16 protein-coding genes and 1 pseudogene are annotated in these 19,185 nt (G+C 59.0%); 8 read left to right on the forward strand and 9 right to left on the reverse strand.

The genetic code is table 11. The features are described 5' to 3' along the window. Positions 1–10: 10 nt before the first annotated feature. The 3 genes from GOV80_RS03240 to meaB all read right to left on the reverse strand — a co-directional run bounded on the left by GOV80_RS03240 (position 11) and on the right by meaB (position 2,251). Complete coding sequence (locus GOV80_RS03240) at positions 11–361, reverse strand: hypothetical protein (protein ID WP_336510113.1); 351 nt, start codon at positions 359–361, stop codon at positions 11–13. Between the two features lie 399 nt (positions 362–760). Next, positions 761–1,048, reverse strand: a complete 288-nt coding sequence (gene rpmB / locus GOV80_RS03245; RefSeq protein ID WP_170326827.1) for a 50S ribosomal protein L28 — start codon at positions 1,046–1,048, stop codon at positions 761–763. Positions 1,049–1,279: 231 nt separating this feature from the next. Continuing rightward, the gene (meaB, locus tag GOV80_RS03250; RefSeq protein ID WP_170782816.1) at positions 1,280–2,251 is read right to left on the reverse strand and encodes a methylmalonyl Co-A mutase-associated GTPase MeaB; all 972 of its coding nucleotides are present in this window, start codon (positions 2,249–2,251) and stop codon (positions 1,280–1,282) included. A 265-nt stretch (positions 2,252–2,516) separates the two neighbouring features. On the opposite strand from meaB, the gene hrpB reads away from it, so the two are divergent. The 3 genes from hrpB (at position 2,517) to GOV80_RS03265 (ending at position 7,068) form a co-directional block, all read left to right on the forward strand. Next, positions 2,517–4,949: an ATP-dependent helicase HrpB gene (hrpB, locus tag GOV80_RS03255; RefSeq protein ID WP_170782817.1), complete on the forward strand. Its 2,433-nt coding sequence runs from the start codon at positions 2,517–2,519 to the stop codon at positions 4,947–4,949. 89 nt (positions 4,950–5,038) lie between these two features. Continuing rightward, the gene (locus GOV80_RS03260) at positions 5,039–5,497 is read left to right on the forward strand and encodes an NUDIX hydrolase (protein ID WP_170782818.1); all 459 of its coding nucleotides are present in this window, start codon (positions 5,039–5,041) and stop codon (positions 5,495–5,497) included. A 92-nt stretch (positions 5,498–5,589) separates the two neighbouring features. Then, positions 5,590–7,068: an inorganic phosphate transporter gene (locus GOV80_RS03265; RefSeq protein WP_170782819.1), complete on the forward strand. Its 1,479-nt coding sequence runs from the start codon at positions 5,590–5,592 to the stop codon at positions 7,066–7,068. Here the strand turns inward: GOV80_RS03265 and GOV80_RS03270 are convergent. Both GOV80_RS03270 and GOV80_RS03275 read right to left on the reverse strand, forming a co-directional pair. Beyond that, positions 7,065–8,039: a 2-dehydropantoate 2-reductase gene (locus GOV80_RS03270; RefSeq protein WP_170782820.1), complete on the reverse strand. Its 975-nt coding sequence runs from the start codon at positions 8,037–8,039 to the stop codon at positions 7,065–7,067. The genes GOV80_RS03265 and GOV80_RS03270 overlap by 4 nt on opposite strands. 66 nt (positions 8,040–8,105) lie before the next feature. Continuing rightward, positions 8,106–9,068 carry a pirin family protein gene (locus tag GOV80_RS03275; RefSeq protein WP_170782821.1) on the reverse strand — a complete coding sequence of 321 codons (963 nt, stop codon included), beginning with the start codon at positions 9,066–9,068 and terminating at the stop codon, positions 8,106–8,108. Between the two features lie 292 nt (positions 9,069–9,360). Between GOV80_RS03275 and GOV80_RS03280 the strand changes: the two genes are divergently transcribed. Continuing rightward, positions 9,361–9,840 (forward strand): peptidase associated/transthyretin-like domain-containing protein, encoded by a 480-nt coding sequence (locus tag GOV80_RS03280; RefSeq protein ID WP_170782822.1) that lies wholly within the window; start codon positions 9,361–9,363, stop codon positions 9,838–9,840. Beyond that, positions 9,841–10,440, forward strand: a complete 600-nt coding sequence (locus tag GOV80_RS03285) for a ferric reductase-like transmembrane domain-containing protein (protein WP_170782823.1) — start codon at positions 9,841–9,843, stop codon at positions 10,438–10,440. Here GOV80_RS03285 and argF read toward each other — a convergent pair. Continuing rightward, positions 10,437–11,363, reverse strand: a complete 927-nt coding sequence (gene argF / locus GOV80_RS03290) for an ornithine carbamoyltransferase (protein WP_170782824.1) — start codon at positions 11,361–11,363, stop codon at positions 10,437–10,439. The genes GOV80_RS03285 and argF overlap by 4 nt on opposite strands. Positions 11,364–11,474: 111 nt before the next feature. Next, positions 11,475–12,662, reverse strand: a complete 1,188-nt coding sequence (locus tag GOV80_RS03295; RefSeq protein ID WP_170782825.1) for an aspartate aminotransferase family protein — start codon at positions 12,660–12,662, stop codon at positions 11,475–11,477. A gap of 292 nt (positions 12,663–12,954) precedes the next feature. Here GOV80_RS03295 and GOV80_RS03300 point away from each other — a divergent pair, with 292 nt between their 5' ends. Next, a complete protein-coding gene (locus GOV80_RS03300) occupies positions 12,955–13,845 on the forward strand; it encodes a DMT family transporter (RefSeq protein ID WP_170782826.1) in 891 nt (296 codons plus the stop codon). Here GOV80_RS03300 and GOV80_RS03305 read toward each other — a convergent pair. Then, positions 13,827–14,630 carry an ABC transporter permease gene (locus GOV80_RS03305; RefSeq protein WP_170782827.1) on the reverse strand — a complete coding sequence of 268 codons (804 nt, stop codon included), beginning with the start codon at positions 14,628–14,630 and terminating at the stop codon, positions 13,827–13,829. The two genes, GOV80_RS03300 and GOV80_RS03305, sit on opposite strands and share 19 nt — an antisense overlap. Before the next feature lie 126 nt (positions 14,631–14,756). Here GOV80_RS03305 and GOV80_RS03310 point away from each other — a divergent pair, with 126 nt between their 5' ends. Continuing rightward, positions 14,757–15,335 (forward strand): GcrA family cell cycle regulator, encoded by a 579-nt coding sequence (locus GOV80_RS03310; protein ID WP_170770617.1) that lies wholly within the window; start codon positions 14,757–14,759, stop codon positions 15,333–15,335. A gap of 195 nt (positions 15,336–15,530) precedes the next feature. Here the strand turns inward: GOV80_RS03310 and GOV80_RS03315 are convergent, their stop codons facing one another. After that, on the reverse strand, positions 15,531–16,967 hold the full coding sequence (locus GOV80_RS03315) for an arylsulfatase (RefSeq protein WP_170782828.1): 1,437 nt from the start codon (positions 16,965–16,967) through the stop codon (positions 15,531–15,533). A 376-nt stretch (positions 16,968–17,343) separates the two neighbouring features. Here GOV80_RS03315 and GOV80_RS03320 point away from each other — a divergent pair. Further along, positions 17,344–19,167, forward strand: a pseudogene (locus GOV80_RS03320) (DUF3604 domain-containing protein). Positions 19,168–19,185: the final 18 nt, after the last annotated feature.

The following is a 19,185-nucleotide window of genomic DNA, read 5'->3' on the forward strand; positions in this document are numbered from 1 at the left end:
GATTTTGCGATCAAATCCGGGCCGGAGGCGCGCGCGCCGGATGATGTGGACGGGGTGCCGCGATCAGATTTCCGCGCGTGCGTGCCGGCACGGCAACCTTGGGGCGCGGCGCAGGCGGAACGTCCACATGCGGCGCGTCAATCGCCCCCAGCAATGTCAGCGCATAGTCCGGACAATAGTGCGGCGGTTGCGTCGGTTGCCCTTCGGCATCCATATAGACCACCACCGGCCCCGTACCCGTACACAGCACCATCTGCCCAACAGCGGCATCCACCCCGCGCGAGGCCGCAACGCTCTGACCGGTCAGGACAACCAGCAGCGATAGCATGTAAGGCAAGAGATATTTCAGAACGGGTCTCACTCTGACCCACGGTATAAGCCCGAGGGAAAGCGGGCTTCAAGCACAATCGGCAGCGCTAGAAGCCCTTGGTTTGAAATGAACCGTCAGCGGTCCAATTCCGGTCGTTTTACGGACCCTTTGGTCAAGCTCGTATGCAGCCGGTTCACCTGACGTTGCATCCGAAAACCTGTCCCAAAGGTATTGCCGAAAAAACCGGTCAACAGGGCAAGAAAATCGTAGGATTTGAAAGACATGAGAGTGAACTCCGCCAGATGAATATGACTAAGCTTAACCCTACGTCAGCCAACTGTATGTGAACATTGTCACGCTGGAAGTGCTTTTCTCGTAATGCCCTGACTACAAACGAAAAGACCCCACACCGGACAGGTGCAGGGCCAAAATTCGCAGATCGGAAAAAGCTTAGGCGGAGGCCTGTGCCTTAGCGATTTCTTTTTTCACTTTCAGCGCGTTGGCCGACAGCTCTTCGTCCTTGGCTTTGGCCAGGAACGCGTCCAGACCACCGCGGTGGTCGACCGAGCGCAGCGCAGCCGCCGAGATGCGCAGCTTAACGCCGCGGCCCAGAGCTTCGGACTGCAAGGTGACGTCGTTCAGGTTGGGCAGGAAACGACGACGAGTTCTGTTTTTGGCGTGGCTGACATTGTTGCCAGTCATCGGGCCTTTTCCGGTCAGTTCGCAACGGCGCGACATGGTTTCTTCCTTTGTTTCTGGAGGCCAGGCAAAACGCCCTCGGCCAAATCACAAGGGGCACAACCCGAAGTCGCGCCCGAAAACTGGTTGGATGCGTTTAGTGGGAATCGCCGAGAGGGTCAAGACGGATCAACGGAATTCTTTGACTTTGCTGCATGACGCCGGGGCGCACCAGTCACATCATGGTTTTGTCAGGAAAATTCGCAAAAAGAACACCCCACTGATAGCCCCCTAAACCAGATGAGACAGCATCTGTTGCGCAGCAGCAGCCGGGCTGAGCACCCCTTGCGCGACTTTGGCATTCAACGATGCCATTTCAGCTTTGGCCTCGGACGTTTCCAGCCTGGCCAGCAGGGCATGGCGCACCTCCTGATCGAACCAGAAACAGGCTTGATCGGACCGGTTCGCTGCCCATTGACCTGTTTCACGGCGCCATTGGCTAAGCGCCTGCATCTCGACCCAAGCCTGTTCCAACCCGTGTTCTTCGACGGCTGAAACCGTCATTGCCTTGGGAAAGCCCTCAGGGTCCTGCGGGCGCTTGCGCAATAGCCGCAATGCTCCCGCATAGTCAGCGCAGGTACGGGTCGCGGTGGCCTTGAGGTCCCCATCCGCCTTGTTGACCAGAATCATATCCGCCATTTCCATGATGCCGCGCTTGACCCCCTGCAACTCGTCCCCGCCCGCCGGTGCGAGCAAGAGCAGGAACAAGTCCGACATCTCGGACACCACGGTTTCGGATTGCCCCACGCCAACGGTCTCAATCAGAACCACGTCGAACCCTGCGGCCTCGCACAGGGCGATGGCCTCGCGGGTGCGACGGGCCACACCACCTAAATGGCTTTGGCTTGGGGACGGGCGGATAAAGGCGGCGCGTTCGCGGCTCAGACGCTCCATCCGGGTCTTGTCGCCTAAAATGGACCCGCCGGACCGGGCCGAGCTGGGATCGACCGCAAGAACAGCAACGCGCAGCCCCTGCCCGATCAACATCATGCCGAAGCTTTCGATAAATGTGGATTTGCCAACGCCCGGCGTGCCCGACAGCCCGATGCGCAGCGCCTGCCGCCCGGAATTGGCCAGACGCGCCAATAGTTCACCCGCCTGCGCCCGGTGGTCAGCACGGCCGCTTTCGACCAAAGTGATCGCGCGGGCCAGCGCACGCCGGTCCCCGTCCAAAATCCTGTCACTCAGGTTGTCTATGTCCATTTTCGTCCCAACCTCCTGCGGCTCCACTAATTGCCGTCGCCACAGCCGATTTGTCCAGACCGGACTGTGCGAAGACCCCGCTGGATGCCAACAAGCTGAGCTGTTTTTGTGACCCTGGCGTCTAGTTTCTGTCCCCTTCACCGTCGCTGCTCAGGCCCAGCGTGCGGACCCGCTTTGGGTAAAGGCGTGCGAGATAGGCCTCTCCTCTGACGAAACCGGTGCAGAGGAACTGGACGCCGCCCGGCGCTTGGCGGATAAAGCCTGCATGACTCGACTACCAATCGACGACACCATTCCTGAACTGCTGACTGCCCTAAAATCCGCAGGGCGGGCCGTACTGCAAGCGCCTCCGGGCGCGGGTAAGACGACCCGGGTCCCTCTGGCGATGCTCGAGGCGGGGTTGTGTGACGGCAAGATCGTGATGCTGGAACCGCGCCGTCTGGCCGCCCGTGCGGCAGCGGAACGCATGGCCGAAACGCTGGGCGAACGTGCGGGGCAGACGGTGGGCTACCGGGTACGGGGCGAAGCGAAGGTGTCGGCCAACACCCGGATCGAGGTCGTGACCGAAGGCATCCTGACCAGGATGCTACAATCCGAACCCGACCTGCCCGGCGTTGGCGCGGTGATCTTTGACGAATTTCACGAACGGTCCCTGAATGCCGATTTGGGACTGGCGCTGTGCCTTGAGGTGACAGGCGCGTTGCGCGACGATCTGATCCTTTTGGCCATGTCTGCCACGTTGGACGCCGAACCTGTCGGGCGGTTGATGAACGCGCCACTAGTAACCTCGTCCGGCCGCAGCTTTCCGGTTGAAACACGCTGGCTGGACCATCCTTTGGGCACGAAGGCGCGACGGCTGGATGCTCTGGTCGATCTGGTGGTGCAGGCCGAACGCGAAACAACCGGCGGGATGTTGGTTTTCCTGCCAGGCGAGGGCGAGATTCGCCGCGCCGAAAACGCCTTGGCCGGGCGCTTGCCCGATGTGTGTGTTGTGCGCCCCCTATTCGGCGCGATGCCCTTCGCCGCCCAACGCAAGGCGATTGGTCCGGTCGAGACGGGGCGCAAGGTCGTTCTGGCCACGTCGATTGCCGAAACCTCTCTAACCATTCCCGACATCCGCGTTGTGGTCGATATGGGACAGGCACGGCGGGCGCGGTTTGATCCGGGATCAGGCATGTCGCGGCTGGTAACGGAACGGGTCACACGCGCCGAGGCAACCCAACGCACGGGCCGTGCCGGACGCGTGGCTGAAGGCGTTTGCTATCGCTTTTGGTCCAAAGGCGAAGAGGGCGCCCTTTCCACCTACCCTCCGGCCGAGATCGAGGCAGCCGACCTGACCGGTCTGGCGCTGGAACTGGCGCTTTGGGGGGCAGAACCGGGCGATCTGGCCTTTCTGACCCCTCCGCCCGAAGGCACGATGTCTGAGGCCCGCGCCTTGCTGACCATGCTGGGCGCACTGGACCGCAAGGGGCGGATCACCGATCACGGTCGCGCGCTGGCCGCCCTGCCCCTGCACCCAAGGCTGGGACATATGCTGGAACGTGCCGGGCCGGACGCCGCCGCTCTGGCCGCGTTGATGGCCGAGCGCGACCCGCTGCTTGGCGCGCCTGTTGATATGTTGTTGCGGCTTGAGGCCTTGCGCGACCCGCGCGCATTTCAACGCAACCGCGTCTGGCAAGTAAATACGGGTGCGCTTGATCGCATCAAGGCCGAGGCCAAGCGGTTGCGCAGCAAGGGCAGCCCATCCGACCTGAGCCCCGCCGCCATGGCCGCGCTGGCCTATCCCGACCGCATCGGCCAACGCCGCAAAGGCGATGAGCCGCGCTATGTCTTGTCGGGTGGCAAGGGAGTGGTGCTGGACAGCACGGACACCCTGGCCGCAGCCCCCTATCTGGTTGTCACCGACACCGACGGCAATCCGCGCGAGGCGCGCGTGCGCATGGCTGCGCAGATCTCGGAACGTGAAATCCGTGATCTCTTCGCGGATCAGATCGCCTGGGTCGAAAGTTGTGCGTGGTCCAAACGCGACCGCCGCGTCATCGCCCGCAGGCAGGAACGGCTGGGCGCGATTACCTTGGATGACCGTATCTGGAAGGACGTGCCCGACGAAACCTTGGCACTGGCGATGTTGGACGGTGTCCGCGACCTCGGACTGCGGCTCGAAGGGGCCTCCGCCCGGCTGGCGGCGCGGGTCGAACTTGTCCGCGCCGAAGGTGCCAACCTGCCCGATTTCTCAGCCGAGGGGTTGATGAAAACTCTAGAAGACTGGCTGCTGCCCATGCTGTCAGGCGTGCGTTCGGCCGAGGACTGGAAGCGGTTTGATCTGCTGCCTGCCCTGCGTGTACGGCTAGACTGGACCCAGACGCAGGAACTGGACCGACGTGCGCCGGGCGCGTTTCAGACGCCGTTGGGCCGCAAGGTACCGATTGATTATGGCGGGGCGATCCCGGAAATCTCGGTCCGGTTACAGGAACTGTTCGGTGTCACGCGCCATCCGGTTGTCGGAGGCGAACCGCTGAAGATCACCCTGCTGTCCCCGGCCCAACGCCCCATTCAGATCACACGCGACCTGCCGGGGTTCTGGGCGGGCTCCTACGCTGATGTCCGAAAGGACATGCGCGCGCAATACCCCAAACACCCCTGGCCCGAAGACCCCACACAGGCCGACCCAACCTTGCGTGCGAAACGACGCAATTAGGCCTGCCCCTCCGGTTTATTGAATATATCTTCTTTCGTTGTTATTTGACCGCTTGAGGAGGCGCTCGGGCAGGCCGGCGTAAAAAATACATGTCACATTGGTTGCGAAATACCTGGGAGGAGATCCTTCGCCCCCTGTTCCTGCGTCCCCGCAGGGTGCAGGTCGCAGCGTTGTGCACGCGCCAAACCGATAGTGGGATCGAGGTGCTACTGATCACCAGCCGTGACACCGGTCGCTGGATCATCCCAAAGGGCTGGCCCATGGATGGCAAAGACGGTGCTGAAACGGCTGCGCAAGAGGCATGGGAAGAGGCCGGCGTTCAGGCCGCACATATCCACCGGGACCCGGTGGGGCGCTATACATATGACAAAAAGCTAAACGACGGATCTTTGCTTCCGGTTCTGACCAGCGTGTACCGAATTGAGGTAGAGGAGTTGGCGGACGAGTTCCCGGAGCTCGGCCAGCGCGAGCGGCACTGGGTTCGCCCGTCCGACGCGGCAGAGCGGGTGAACGAGCCCGAATTGCGTGCGCTTCTTCGTCGGTATTAACACATTCGCAAGCCCTGAAAGGGCAGAAGGTTGAATAGCAGGCCCGAACCTTGTATCGGCCTGCGCTAGCCCGCAACCACTTGCAAAACCCAATGACTGAAATCCACACCAACAGCCGATGGAAGGCGCTGGACAGCGACCTGCACCGCATTTCGCGTATTGAACACGCGAATGCGTTCGTTGCGCGCCCGCTGCTGGCCTCCGGCGTTGCGTTGGCCTTTGTGGTGTTGGCGGGATTGACCGCTGCAGTGTTGTTTGGGCAGGCCGACGGGCGTCTGGTTGTGGTCGCAGCCGCCGTATTCGGCGCCTATATGGCGATCAATGTGGGCGCCAACGATGTCGCCAACAACATGGGCCCCGCCGTGGGCGCCAACGCGTTGCCGATGGGTGTCGCCATCACAATCGTCGCCATCGCCGAAAGCGCAGGTGCGCTGCTGGCCGGGGGTGATGTCGTGACGACTATTTCGCGCGATATCGTACATCCGGCTTCGGTCACAACAGAAGCGCACTTTATCTGGGCCATGTTGGCGGCCCTGATGTCGGCGGCGTTGTGGGTCAATATCGCCACTTGGGTGAGGGCCCCGGTTTCGACCACGCATTCGGTCGTTGGGGGCGTGGTCGGCGCAGGCGTCGCAGCCGCAGGTCTGAGCGCCGTGAACTGGAGCACCGTCGGCACCATAGCACTCAGTTGGATGGTCTCGCCCGTGATTGGCGGCGCGGTCGCCGCCATGTTCCTGGCTTTTATCCGCGCGCGCATTCTGCGCCAGGACGACAAAATCACCGCCGCGCGCCGCTGGGTTCCTATTTTGGTGGGGCTGATGGCAGGTGCTTTTGCGACCTATATGTCGGTAAAAGGGTTAGAGCGGGTCGTCCAAGTTGATCCTGTCATCGCATTGAGCACCGGTGGAGGTTTGGGGCTTTTTTTCTGGCGACTTACGATCCCATGGGTGCACAGGCGGACCCGCAACATAGAGAACCGCCGCCGGGCGATGAAATCTCTGTTTGGCCTTCCTCTGATCATCGCTGCCATTTTCCTCAGCTTCGCGCATGGGGCAAATGACGTGGCGAACGCGATCGGCCCTTTGGCCGGGATCGTCCACGTGTCTGAATTCCACGACCTTGCCGCCACGGTAGCCGTGCCGCAATGGATCATGCTGATCGGCGCGTTTGGTATCTCTTTCGGTTTATTCCTGTTTGGTCCGCGCCTGATCCGCATGGTGGGTACCCAGATCACGAAACTGAACCCGATGCGTGCCTTTTGCATCGCCCTCGCCACAGCTCTGACCGTCATTCTGGCCAGTTGGCTGGGCTTACCCGTGAGCACCACCCATATCGCTATCGGCGCAGTATTCGGGGTGGGTTTCTTCCGCGAATGGGAGACAGATCGCCGCTGGAAAAAGTCCAACCAACAGCGCCCGCCTGAACAACGACGTGCCCGCGAGGAACGCCAACGCCGCAAGCTTGTCCGCCGGTCGCATTTCATGACGATCCTTGGGGCGTGGATGGTGACAGTACCCGCCTCGGCCGTCATGTCGGCGATGATCTTCGGCCTTCTGACGGCCTTCCACTAATCCACAGCGCGCCTGACCTGATCAACGGATAAAGGCTGATCCTGCGCCTCTTCGATCAAAGCCTGCACACCCGCGCAATAAGGCGTCGCCACGCCATGCTGCACTCCGAGGCGGATAATCTCGCCTTGCAGGCTGTCGATCTCGGTAACGCGCCCGGCCATCAGGTCATATGCCATAGAGGTGCGCGCATTAGGATCTATCGTCAGCATCCGCGCCGCAATTTTTGAAAACAACGGCGTCGGCAGGCGAAGAACATGCGGAATAGCCCAAGCAGGCAACGGTGTGGTCGATGCAACGGGATGATCCGCAGCCCTGAGAACAGCCAGAGCCTCGGCCATTTGGTCGGCCATAAGCTGACGCCAGTTCCGGTCCATCAACTGCTGTTTCAACGTCATCCCGGACAAGGCGTTCAGCGCATTGTTGAGGTTGATGACCAGCTTGCCCCACTGAACGGCCTCGATCCTGTCGCTTTCGACAACAGGCAATTCTGCAGATCCCAGCGCCTGCCCCAAACCTCCTGCGCCGGATTGGATGACAATCTCGCCCGAGGTGGCCCGGTGAAACCGCCCGCCCTCCATAGGAACAACGTTGAACGGCACCATTCCGGCGCGGACATCCTGATCGGGCAAGGCAGCGCGCAGTACACGCGCATTCTCGATCCCGTTTTGCCAGGACAGCACTACCGACTGCGGCGCATATTGCCCAATCAGCGCAGCCATATCTGCCGTCGCTCCGGATTTGACGGTGACGATGACCACCTCGGCATCTGCCATGCACACCGGATCCTCGGCTAGAGTCAAAGTGTCAATGTGCCGGTTCTGCCCGGCAAAATCCGTAAGGGTCAGGCCATGTTCCCGGATCGGATCCAAAACGCGGGCACGCCCTAGCAGAGTGACCTCGAGACCGGCACTAGCAAGCAACCCGCCGCAATAACACCCGATACTGCCTGCACCCGCTATGGCGATTTTCATGGCGCCCTCCCCTTCAGACAAGAATTGCCGGGATAGGCCACTGGGGCAAGGTCACGTGACGTGCCGTCACCGCGCCAATCTGGGCTTCGTGCGTGCAAGCTGTTCAGAAATCTCGATATATTCGGCGTCATCTCCGGGGGGCAGTTGAAAAGCACCCTTCGCCCAATCGGCGGCCTGCCATTCCCGCGTGGCGGTCTCGATCTTTTCCTTCGAGGATGAGACAAAATTCCACCAGATATACCGATCTTGCCCCAATGTTGCGCCCCCTAACAGCATCAGCCGCGCCCCTGCTGGTCCTGCCCTGACCGAAAGGCGATCGCCTGGCCGGAACACCATCATGCGGCCGGCTTCGAAAACGTCGCCTGCAACCTCGACCGAGCCCTGCGTCACGTAGACGCCCCTATCCTCGTGATCGTCGGGCAAGGGAATGGCCGCGCCGGGGTCAAGTTGAACATCCAGATAAAAGGTCTCGGACAGCATGTTTACGGGGCTGGACGCGCCATAGGCCGATCCAAGGATGAGCCTCGCACTGACCCCTGTGTCCTGAATATGCGGCAACGCACCTTGCTTGTGATGTTCGAAATCGGGGGCCATATCCTCGTGCTGGTCCGGCAGTGCGATCCAGGTCTGGATGCCGAACAGACTGTGCTTTTTGCCGCGTGTTTCGGCGCTTGTGCGTTCCGAATGGGTCACACCGCGCCCCGCTACCATCCAGTTCACCTCGCCTGGATAGATCATCTGATGGGTGCCCAGACTGTCGCGATGTTCGAATTCACCCTGATACAGGTAAGTCACGGTACCCAGCCCAATATGCGGGTGCGGGCGCACGTCAATGCCACCATCGGTGATAAATTCCGCCGGGCCCATCTGGTCGAAGAAAATAAATGGTCCGACAAGCTGACGTTTTACCGAAGGCAGCGCCCGTCGCACCTCAAACCCGCCGAGATCGCGAGCCCGAGGAATGATCAGTGTTTCAAGCGCGGCGCTCTCAGACTGGCATTCGGGGCTGTGGGTGGGGTTCCAACTCATTCCGGTGTCCTCAGTTGCAAACTTAGGTTCTGTTCGTGGATGCAAAATATACCCCAAAAAACATCATTAATACTGCAATTTTTGCACATAACTAGTGCGCATTGCGAGTTACATCATTTCATTGCAATTATGTTATCACATACCATTCGTTTAGTCGCGGCAAAGAAACCCTGCTCCGAACGCCCAGAAGTGGCCCCCGCATCCTCGAGCCACTTCACAATTCGCATATCCTCCTCGGAATAAGCTGAGATCGTGCTATTTTATATCTAGCGTCAAACCGCAGGAGGATTGCATGACCGGTTCGCCCCTCAATCGTCGTTCTCTGATCGCAGGAGGCGGGGCTGTGTTGGCCTCGGGCCTTTTGGTTCCTGCTCGCGCCAAAGGGTTGGCGCCGACGCCGTCGATGCGCGGAGGATCAAACAACTATCGCCCCGGCGCTCCTGTGGTCGAACGGATTGGTGGCGGCGGGTTCTGGATGACGGGTACCGTGCGCCGCGCAGGTGACGGTGCCCCTCTGCCCGGTCAACGCATTCAAATCTGGGCGCACACAACCGAAGGTCATGAGCGCGACCCCCAAAGCCACGGCGCAACCTTAACCGACGCGGAAGGTGCGTTCCGGCTGGAGATGCCGCAGATCGTGCCTGCTTTTGGGCAACCGCATGGGCATCTGGCCTATGATAGCGGCGAATTCGAGACGGTTTTCCTACGCCCTGTGATGTCCAGTGCACGGGACAAAACCCTTGCGGTGCATTTCGTGTTGCAACCGATCTAAGTGGCTCGTCGCACCGCATTGGTCTGGGTGGCCTTGTTTGTTGCGCTTTTGGTGCCAGTCATTGCTGCTGGCTTCAGCCCCTATCTGGCCTGGCGAAGCCCTATCTACATCGTTGCAGGTTTCGCGGGGGTGCTGTCGCTGAGCTTATTGTTGTTGCAGCCGCTATTGGCCTCAAAAGCTCTACCGGGAGTAACGCCACTTCTCAGCCGCCGCCTGCACCGCTGGGTTGGCCTGATTTTGATCGGTGCCATCATCATCCACGTCGCCGGGTTGTGGATCACCAGCCCGCCGGATGTTGTAGATGCTTTGACCTTCACATCACCCACTCCATTCTCAGTGTGGGGCGTCATCGCCATGTGGACTGCATTCGTGGCTTGTGGGTTGGGCGTTTTGAGGCAGCGGCTGGCCCTGCGGTTTCGCATCTGGCGGCTTTTGCACACCGTTTTAGCCTCTGTGACAATTGCCGGGACCGTCGCTCATGCGCTCCTGATTGAAGGCACGATGGAGGTTGTGACCAAAGCCGCCCTATGTGGTTTGGTTCTGCTGACGAGCGTTTGGACGCTCGCCAGATTGCGTGTATGGGACCTGCGCAGGCGTTAGACGCCCAGACACCAGCGCATCACAGCTTTTTGCGCGTGCAGACGGTTTTCGGCCTCGTCAAAGATCACCGAGTTCGGGCCGTCCATGACCTCGGATGTCGCCTCTTCTTCGCGGTGGGCCGGCAGGCAATGCATGAACAGCGCGTCCGGCTTAGCATGTGACATCAGTTCGGTATTGACCTGATAGGGGCGCAGAAGGTTGTGGCGGCGTTCCTTGGCAGACTGGCTGTCATGCATCGAGACCCACGTGTCGGCTACAACCAGATCGGCGCCTTGGACGGCTTTGAACGGATCACGCTCGATCACGATCTGTGACCCTTTTTGGCGGGCGAATCCCATGAACTCTTCTTCGGGGTCAAGCTGTGGTGGGCCTGTGAATGTGAAGTCGAAGCCAAATTGACCGGCCGCATGAAGAAAGGATGCGCAGACATTGTTGCCGTCGCCGGTCCAGACCACCTTTTTGCCTGCGATCGGCCCGCGATGTTCTTCAAATGTCAGGACATCGGCCATGATCTGACAGGGATGGGTGCGGTCGGTCAGGCCGTTGATGACCGGCACGTCCGAGAATTCGGCCATTTCCGTAAGGATCGTCTCGTCAAAGGTGCGGATCATGATCATGTCGACATAGCGCGACAGCACGCGCGCGGTGTCGGCGATGGTTTCTCCGTGACCCAGTTGCATGTCTTTGCCGGACAGCACCATCGTTTGCCCGCCCATTTGGCGCACGCCGACATCGAAAGACACGCGCGTCCGGGTCGAAGGTTTTTCGAAGATCAGAGCAACCATCCGATCCTTGAGGGGTTGTTCATCATCAACGGCGGCTTTGGGGCGGCCAAGGCGCGCCTGTTTCATTGCCCCGGCCTGGTCGATCATAGCCCGCAGGTCGCTTGCTTCGGTTTTGTGAATGTCGAGAAAATGGTTCATTTCGTTTCGCTTTTGGCTTTTGGTTGCCGGGGGCGCTGCCCGTCGTCATTGGATCTTGAACCAATGGCGCCCGAATGGCGGCCCCCGAGGTATTTTTGAACATAAGATGGATCAGGCAGTGGTCAGATTGGCCTGGACCTGCTGCGCTGCTTTTTCCAGGCGGATCATGGCTTGCGCGATATCGTCCTCGGTCAGGGTCAGCGGTGGCAACAGGCGGATCACATTGTCGGCAGCAGGGACGGTGATGACCTCATTGTCATAGCCCGCATTCACCACGTCGATATTGGTGGGCCTACATTTCAGGCCCAGCATCAGACCAGTGCCGCGCACCTCTTCGAAAACATCCGGGTGGTCGGCAATCAGCCCTTCGAGTTTCTGACGCAGAAGGCCCGCCTTGCGGTTCACACCTTCGAGGAAGGCAGGGGTTGTCACTTGGTCAATCACTGCGCAGCCCACGGCGCAGCCCAGCGGGTTGCCGCCATAGGTCGATCCATGAGTGCCTGCGGTCATGCCGTTGGCGGCGTCTTCGGTGGCCAGGACGGCGCCCAGGGGGAACCCTCCGCCTATGCCTTTGGCAACCATCATGATATCCGGCGTGATCCCAGCCCATTCGTGGGCGAAGAGCTTGCCGGTTCGGCCCACGCCGCATTGCACTTCGTCAAGGATCAACAGCAGGCCATTGTCGTCGCATATCTGGCGCAGCGCTTTCATTTCCGCGTCGGGGACAGGGCGGATACCGCCTTCGCCCTGCACCGGTTCGATCAGAATCGCGGCGGTTTTCTCGGTGATGGCGTTGGTTACACCGTCCAGATCGCCAAATGTCAGGTGCACGAAGCCAGGCAGCAGCGGGCCAAAGCCCTTGGTCATCTTCTCGGACCCCGCAGCGGCGATACCTGCCGAGGAGCGACCGTGGAACGAACCGTCGAATGTGATGATCTCGACCCGTTCTGGCTGACCTTTGTCATAGAAATGCTTGCGGGCCATTTTCACGGCCAGTTCACAGGATTCCGTTCCGGAATTGGTGAAAAACACCGTATCAGCAAAGGTATGTTCCACCAGCTTGTCGGCCAAGGCCTGCTGCTGGGGAATGTGATAGAGGTTCGACACGTGCCACAGCGCATGCGCCTGTTCGGACAACGCGTTCACCAGCGCCGGATGCGCATGGCCCAGCGCGTTCACGGCGATCCCGGCGCCAAGATCAAGGAAACGTCGGCCATCCGCCTCGGTCAGCCAGGCGCCCTCACCTTTCACGAAGGTCAGAGGCGCGCGATTATAGGTCGGCAGAACGGACGGGATCATGGGATCATCCTTTTTGGATCAGTTGAGCCTCGTGAGTGAAACACGAAGGCCCTATTCGTCAACAGATTTGGTGGAGTTTGCGCATAATTACAGTGCGCAATAGATCAAACAGGCCGGTTACGCAGTGATGCGTCGACGTCGGAGGCGCAGGATATGTGCAGCCTTGATCATGCAAGCGCGTATAGCGAGGTCTGCACCAACTGGGAACCCCGAAATGGACGCATGGTCGAATTTCCGTCCAAAGGTGAACTTGTCCCTTGCTATTTGAAGCTCCTTGGCGCACCGCTGGCCCATGACACCCGCCCGCCAAAACCCGCCGCTCGCGGCCTTGCTGATCATTGCAGCCAGCGCGCTTCTTGCCGGGACAACCCTGCTGGCCAAGGCGTTGGGAACAGATGAGTTGGGCCCAGCCCTGCACCCGATGCAGATCAGCCACGGGCGGTTTATGTTCGCGTTTATGGTCATTGTCAGCGCAGTTGGCATTCTGCGCCCGCGCCTGAGCCGCCCGCATTGGGGGCTGCATATCGGGCGCACCAGTTTCGGATGGGTCGGGATCACGCTGATGTTCGCCTCGGTCGCGTTTATCCCGCTCGCCGATGCCACTGCGATATCCTTCCTGAACCCGGTTTTCGCCATGATTCTGGCCATTCCGTTACTGAGGGAGACCATCGGCCCTTGGCGCTGGCTTGCTGCAGCAGTCGCTTTGGCCGGAGCTTTGATCTTGCTGCGCCCAACCCCCGACAGTTTTCAACCCGCCGCGTTGCTGGCGCTGACGGCTGCCGTGGTGATCGGGATGGAGCTGATTTTCATCAAAAAGCTCTCGGGCCGAGAGATTCCCATCCAGATTCTGCTGATCAACAATGCAATGGGTCTGACCATCGCCTCGGTCGCGGTCAGCTTCGTGTTCCAGATGCCCACCTCGCAGCAATGGGCGGCGCTGGCCGGAATCGGAGTGCTGATGGCCTGTGCACAGGCGTGTTTCGTCAACGGAATGGCGCGGGCGGACGCATCATTTGTTGCACCGATCAGCTATGTCACGCTCATCTTTGCCGCGTTCTATGATTTCGCCATTTTCCGCGTTGTGCCTGATTGGATTAGCACGCTGGGCGCCACGATCATCCTGACCGGAGGTCTGATCCTCGTCTGGCGCGAAGGACGGCAGCGTCAGGCCTTGAGCCGATAACCTGTTCGCAACATCTGCCAGGTCGCCGCGCCTACCAAAAGGGTTGCGCCTGCGCAGATAACCATCCCCAGCCACGCAGAGCTATCGGACACCCCGATCATCCCATATCGCAGCCCGTCGATCAGATAGAAAACCGGGTTCACGTGGCTCAGGCGGTTCAATACGGGTGGTAGAGCCTCTACCGAGTAAAATGTGCCCGACAGGAATGCCAGTGGTGTGACGATAAAATTGGTGATCGCCGCCATCTGGTCGAATTTATTGGCGAAAATCCCGGCGAACAGGCCAAGTGCACCCATGAAAGCCCCGCCCAGTACCACAAAAATCAACGCGATAAGCGGGTATTGCGGCACGATCCCCAACACCAGGGCCAAAGCCAAGGCGACCACCAGCGCGATCAGAACGCCCCGCGCAATCCCGCCTGCCAGATAACCCAACAGGATCTCCAGCGGCGATAAGGGCGGCATCAGCGTATCGACAATGTTGCCCTGCACCTTGGCGATCACCATCGACGAGGAGGTATTGGCAAAAGCGTTCTGGATCACGGTCATCATCATGATCCCGGGCGCTAGAAAGGTCAGGAACGGCACACCCATAACGTCCGAACGGCTGGGGCCGATGGCGATGTTGAAGATCAGCAGAAACAGGCCCGCCGTTACCAAAGGGGCCAAAAGGGTCTGTGTCCACACCCCCATGAACCGAAGCGTTTCGCGTTGCGCCAGGGTGAAAAGGCCCATCCAATTCACCGCGCCAAAGCGGCGCGCGTCCTGTTCGATCAGATTCTGCATGACCCACCCCATAGCTGATTCGAGAACCGCTTGTAACTCGGGCGGCAGTGATTAGAATAGGGCGCTGAGATGATTTCCCAAGGCGGCCCGAATCCGGGGCCGCTTTCCGCTTTTGAAAGGCAAATGATGTCCTGGACTGACGAGCGTGTAGAACTGCTGAAAAAGATGTGGGGCGAGGGCCAGTCGGCCAGCCAGATCGCCAAAGAACTGGGCGGCGTGACCCGCAATGCGGTGATCGGCAAGGTTCACCGTCTGGGCCTGTCGAACCGCGCAACCGGCGCGACCCCGGCCAAGGCCGAACCGAAGGAAAAACCGGCCCCCGCTGCGCCCAAGGCCGAGGCCAAACCGAAACCCGCGCCCAAGACCGAACCCGCGCGCCCCGCACCCGCTCCGACGGCCGAGGCGAAGCCCGCCGTGCCCGCCCGCCGCCAGATCATCCCGGCCGGTCAACCGCTGCCGCCGCAGCCTTCGGCCAACGAAATCAGCCCCGAGGCTCTGGCCAAGGTCAACGAGGTCGAGAAAAAGGCCAAGAAGCTGACGCTGATGGAACTGACTGAGAAAACCTGCAAATGGCCCGTCGGCGACCCCGCAACCGAGGATTTCTGGTTCTGCGGCCTGCCGGTTGAGGCAGGTAAGCCGTACTGCGAAGCGCATGTGGGCGTGGCCTTTCAGCCGATGAGCTCGCGGAGAGATCGTCGGCGGTGATTGGGAACACCGGAACCTAAATTGACATTGTAGAGCTTGAAAAGAGTGCGGGCGTTTCGTCAAGCCTCTTACCGGAAGTGTTGTAAATTCAAGAACTACGCAAGGCGCAACGAGCCCTCACAAGGAAAACGCCCTCGCTGAAAGCTGCGAGGGTGGTTTGGGTCCGAGCGTCGGCTGGGCGGACAAAGCCGTCACTCAGTCATTGGGTGGTTCATAGGGATCCGGCGTTCCCGGGGGGATCGGAGGAAACTTCTCGAATGTAGCAATGTGCTCCTGCAACTGCGGCAGCGCCTTTTCGGCTGCCCATGTGTGCGGGAAGAGTACGCTTTCACGCTCGTGTGGATCATTCAAAAGGTTGTAGACCCTTGGTGTGTCGAAAGACTCCGTTGCACCAAAAGCAGTCGTATTCTCTTTGAAAAGAACTTTCCAATCCTTCCATTTTACGCCGAATATCTGCTCACCCATGTAGACGATAACACCTTCTCGGTTTGAGTTTGGTTGGTCACCAAGAAAGAACTTTGACTGGTCGACACCATCAAAGGCCCTGTCATCAGGCACCTTGCCCCCTGCGAAAGCCGCAAGAGTCGGATAAAGATCCATTGAGTGGACAACATCGTTGCTTTCAGAACCGGCAGGGATCTTTCCCGGCCACTTGATTGCAAATGGTACACGCATACTTCCTTCGAGGCTGGTGAACAGAGTACCGCGCCAAGGCCCGGCCGTACCATGTACCGCAGGAACTGGCGAGACGTTGGCGTTCCCAACCGGAAGAGCTTCGGGGCCGTTGTCAGCAGTAAATATCACCACGGTGTCGTCGGAAACGCCCGCCGCCTCAATCGCATCAACAATACGTCCGATATAGCTATCTGTTTGAAGCAGAATGTCGGCCCAGACGCCGTTTCCAGTGGCGCCTTCGAACTCCTCGGACGCGATGTTCGGATAGTGGGTCTGAGTATAAGCAAGATAGATGAAAAACGGCGCGTCTTCGGCACTCTTTGCTTCGATAAACTCGATGGCCTTTTTCGTCAGGTCGCCATCTATTTCGCCGCGATAGTCCAGATCGTAGTCTTGAGCGATGGTTGCTGGCTCGCCAGCAACACCTTGCATCACAACCGGCTCTTCCATGTTGGCATCGGCAAAACCCGGAAGCGTGCGCCAGACTGTAACGTCAGTGGTCTCAACGCCGTAAAACTCATCGAATCCTTGATTCGTTGGATAGCGCCCTTCGGTCCATCCAAGGTGCCATTTCCCGTACATGGCCGTGCTGTATCCTACATCCTTCAGCATCTCAGCGATCGTGATTTCCCATTGGGTCAGACCGTAAACGCCACCTCCCAGTGGGACCGTATGGTTGCCGCTCCGGATGCCGTACCGTCCAGTCATGGTCGCTGCGCGGGACGGCGTGCACTGGCTTTCCACGTTGAAGTTCGTGAGTCGTAGTCCTTCCGCAGCGAGGGCGTCCATCTCGGGAGTCGCCGTACCTCGGATTATGCCGCCTCCATTGAACCCGGGTTCGCCCCAGCCAAAATTATCCATAAATATGAATACGATGTTAGGTTTTTCTTGCGCCGAAGCGGCCTCGGCAAATAGAAGAGATAAGGACAGTAGGAATGTGCGGGACAACCACTTCATAACAACATCTCCAATCAAGCTCACGGACTCAAGACTGTCGAACGAAGCTGCCAGTCGTCAAGAACGGTCACTCGTCGCGGTATTTTCTCACAGTGGTAGAGCGTCAAAATTACTTGCGAAGCTGCGGTCCGGTTTTGGTCGAACCTCGCTCAGGCTCTCTTTTGCTCAACCAAGAAAAACCGTTGTTTTCCTTGACGAACAACCGACTCAGATGTTGCCATAAGCTGGCATTCAGCTCGGCTGGGAGGTTCATATGAAGTTTTTTCTGACGACATCGACAGCAATAGTTTCCGCAGCATTCATAACAAGCTCATCAGATGCTCAAGAGGCCGCACAAGGTGGGCTAGTCGGAGAGATGACCATATCGGTTGATGATATGCGTGAACCCGCACCCGCCGATTTCTCACCCTATGCAGGTCGGGATTTTCCTACGCGACCTTTGTGGGGTGACACTCACCTGCACACATCAAATTCACTCGATGCCCGCGGATTTGGCGTTATTCTGAGCCCCGACGATGCCTATAGGTTTGCACGTGGTGAGGAAGTCACCACATCACATGGCCTCCGTGTGAAGTTATCGCGTCCGCTCGACTGGCTTGTTGTATCCGATCATTCTGACGCCATGGGTGCAATGAATGAAATCATCGCGGGAAACTCCACACTGATGCGCGATGCAACGCTCAGAGACTGGAGCGAACGGCTTAATGCGGGCGGAGACGTTGCACTTGGCGCCACTATGGAAGTTATTGAAACCTTTGCTGGCATCACGGGCGAGGCACTTCCCGAGGCTGTTGCAGATCGAAGGTTTGTGCAATCCGTATGGGACGAGTTCACGCAAACTGCGGATCATCACAATGACCCTGGCACATTCACTGCGTTCATCGGATACTAGTGGACATCTACCGAAGCTGGCAACAACCTCCACCGCAATGTGATCTACCGGGATGATGCCATTCGCGCTCGGCAAATGCTGCCCTTCACAACCGCAGAAACATTTAATCCGGAACGGCTATGGGATTGGATGGAAACTTATGAACTAGAGACTGGTGGTCGTGTACTGGCCCTTGCTCACAACGGCAACGTCTCCAACGGTTTGATGTTTCCGGTCGAGACAAACCCTGAAACGGGTGAGCCTTTGACAGAAGACTACGCAGAGCGGCGTGCCAAGTGGGAGCCGATGTATGAGATTACCCAGATCAAAGGTGATGGAGAAACTCACCCGTTTCTCAGCCCGAACGATGAGTTCGCTGACTATGAAACCTGGGACAAATCCAATCTGGGTCCGACACTCAAAGAAGACTGGATGCTTCAGTACGAATACGCCCGCGAGGCCTTGAAGAACGGTCTCAAGCTAGAAGCTCAGCTCGGCACCAATCCATACAAGTTCGGAGTAGTGGGCTCGACCGACAGCCATACTGCTTTGGCAACGGCGGAAGAAGACAATTTCTTTGGCAAACACTCTGGCGTCGAGCCGGAACCTGGCCGTTGGCAGCATGTCGTTGGCGAGTTCGACGCCTTGAGGATTCTCGGGTGGGAAATGGCAGCCTCAGGCTATGCAGCGGTTTGGGCTCAGGACAACACACGCGAAGCCATATTCGACGCCATGGAACGGAAAGAAGTATACGGGACAACCGGTAGTCGCATCGCGGTTCGATTCTTTGGTGGTTGGGATTTTACGGAAGCTGACGCAAGATCTCGATTGCCCGCAGAAATAGGATATGAAAAAGGCGTTCCGATGGGTGGGGACCTCGCGGACGCGACACAAGGCGCGGACGCCCCAACCTTCCTGGTTGCTGCGCTGAAAGATCCGTTCTCCGGCAATCTCGACCGTGTTCAGATTGTGAAAGGTTGGCTAAATTCCAGCGGCGAAACTGAGGAGCGTGTCTATGATGTGGCTTGGTCGGGAGACCGAGAACCCGATGCGGACGGCAACCTGCCAACGGTAGGGAACACCGTGGATGTTGCAACTGGCACGTTTACGAATTCAATAGGTTCCCCGGAACGGATCACCGTTTGGAAAGACCCCGATTTCGATCCTTCTATGAGCGCTTTCTACTATGCCCGTGTCTTAGAAATTCCCACACCGAGATGGACAATTTACGATGCCGTTCGGTTCGGAGACGAACTGCCTGCCGAGGTGCCCACGTCAACTCAGGAACGTGCTTACACTTCGCCAATTTGGTATACTTCCGGGGGCTGAAATATACCTAAGCTGTCA

The organism is Ruegeria lacuscaerulensis (genome assembly GCF_013034685.1).
In the GTDB taxonomy this organism is placed as follows: domain Bacteria; phylum Pseudomonadota; class Alphaproteobacteria; order Rhodobacterales; family Rhodobacteraceae; genus Ruegeria; species Ruegeria lacuscaerulensis_B.

What these genes read in the sequence shown, in the direction of transcription:
- GOV80_RS03300 (WP_170782826.1), top strand. Translation starts at nt 12,955, where the DNA reads ATGACACCCGCCCGCCAAAACCCGCCGCTCGCGGCCTTGCTGATCATT.
- GOV80_RS03280 (WP_170782822.1), top strand. Translation starts at nt 9,361, where the DNA reads ATGACCGGTTCGCCCCTCAATCGTCGTTCTCTGATCGCAGGAGGCGGG.
- rpmB (WP_170326827.1), bottom strand. Translation starts at nt 1,048, where the DNA reads ATGTCGCGCCGTTGCGAACTGACCGGAAAAGGCCCGATGACTGGCAAC.
- hrpB (WP_170782817.1), top strand. Translation starts at nt 2,517, where the DNA reads ATGACTCGACTACCAATCGACGACACCATTCCTGAACTGCTGACTGCC.
- argF (WP_170782824.1), bottom strand. Translation starts at nt 11,363, where the DNA reads ATGAACCATTTTCTCGACATTCACAAAACCGAAGCAAGCGACCTGCGG.
- GOV80_RS03265 (WP_170782819.1), top strand. Translation starts at nt 5,590, where the DNA reads ATGACTGAAATCCACACCAACAGCCGATGGAAGGCGCTGGACAGCGAC.
- GOV80_RS03270 (WP_170782820.1), bottom strand. Translation starts at nt 8,039, where the DNA reads ATGAAAATCGCCATAGCGGGTGCAGGCAGTATCGGGTGTTATTGCGGC.
- GOV80_RS03295 (WP_170782825.1), bottom strand. Translation starts at nt 12,662, where the DNA reads ATGATCCCGTCCGTTCTGCCGACCTATAATCGCGCGCCTCTGACCTTC.
- GOV80_RS03315 (WP_170782828.1), bottom strand. Translation starts at nt 16,967, where the DNA reads ATGAAGTGGTTGTCCCGCACATTCCTACTGTCCTTATCTCTTCTATTT.
- meaB (WP_170782816.1), bottom strand. Translation starts at nt 2,251, where the DNA reads ATGGACATAGACAACCTGAGTGACAGGATTTTGGACGGGGACCGGCGT.
- GOV80_RS03260 (WP_170782818.1), top strand. Translation starts at nt 5,039, where the DNA reads ATGTCACATTGGTTGCGAAATACCTGGGAGGAGATCCTTCGCCCCCTG.
- GOV80_RS03310 (WP_170770617.1), top strand. Translation starts at nt 14,757, where the DNA reads ATGTCCTGGACTGACGAGCGTGTAGAACTGCTGAAAAAGATGTGGGGC.
- GOV80_RS03305 (WP_170782827.1), bottom strand. Translation starts at nt 14,630, where the DNA reads ATGCAGAATCTGATCGAACAGGACGCGCGCCGCTTTGGCGCGGTGAAT.
- GOV80_RS03275 (WP_170782821.1), bottom strand. Translation starts at nt 9,068, where the DNA reads ATGAGTTGGAACCCCACCCACAGCCCCGAATGCCAGTCTGAGAGCGCC.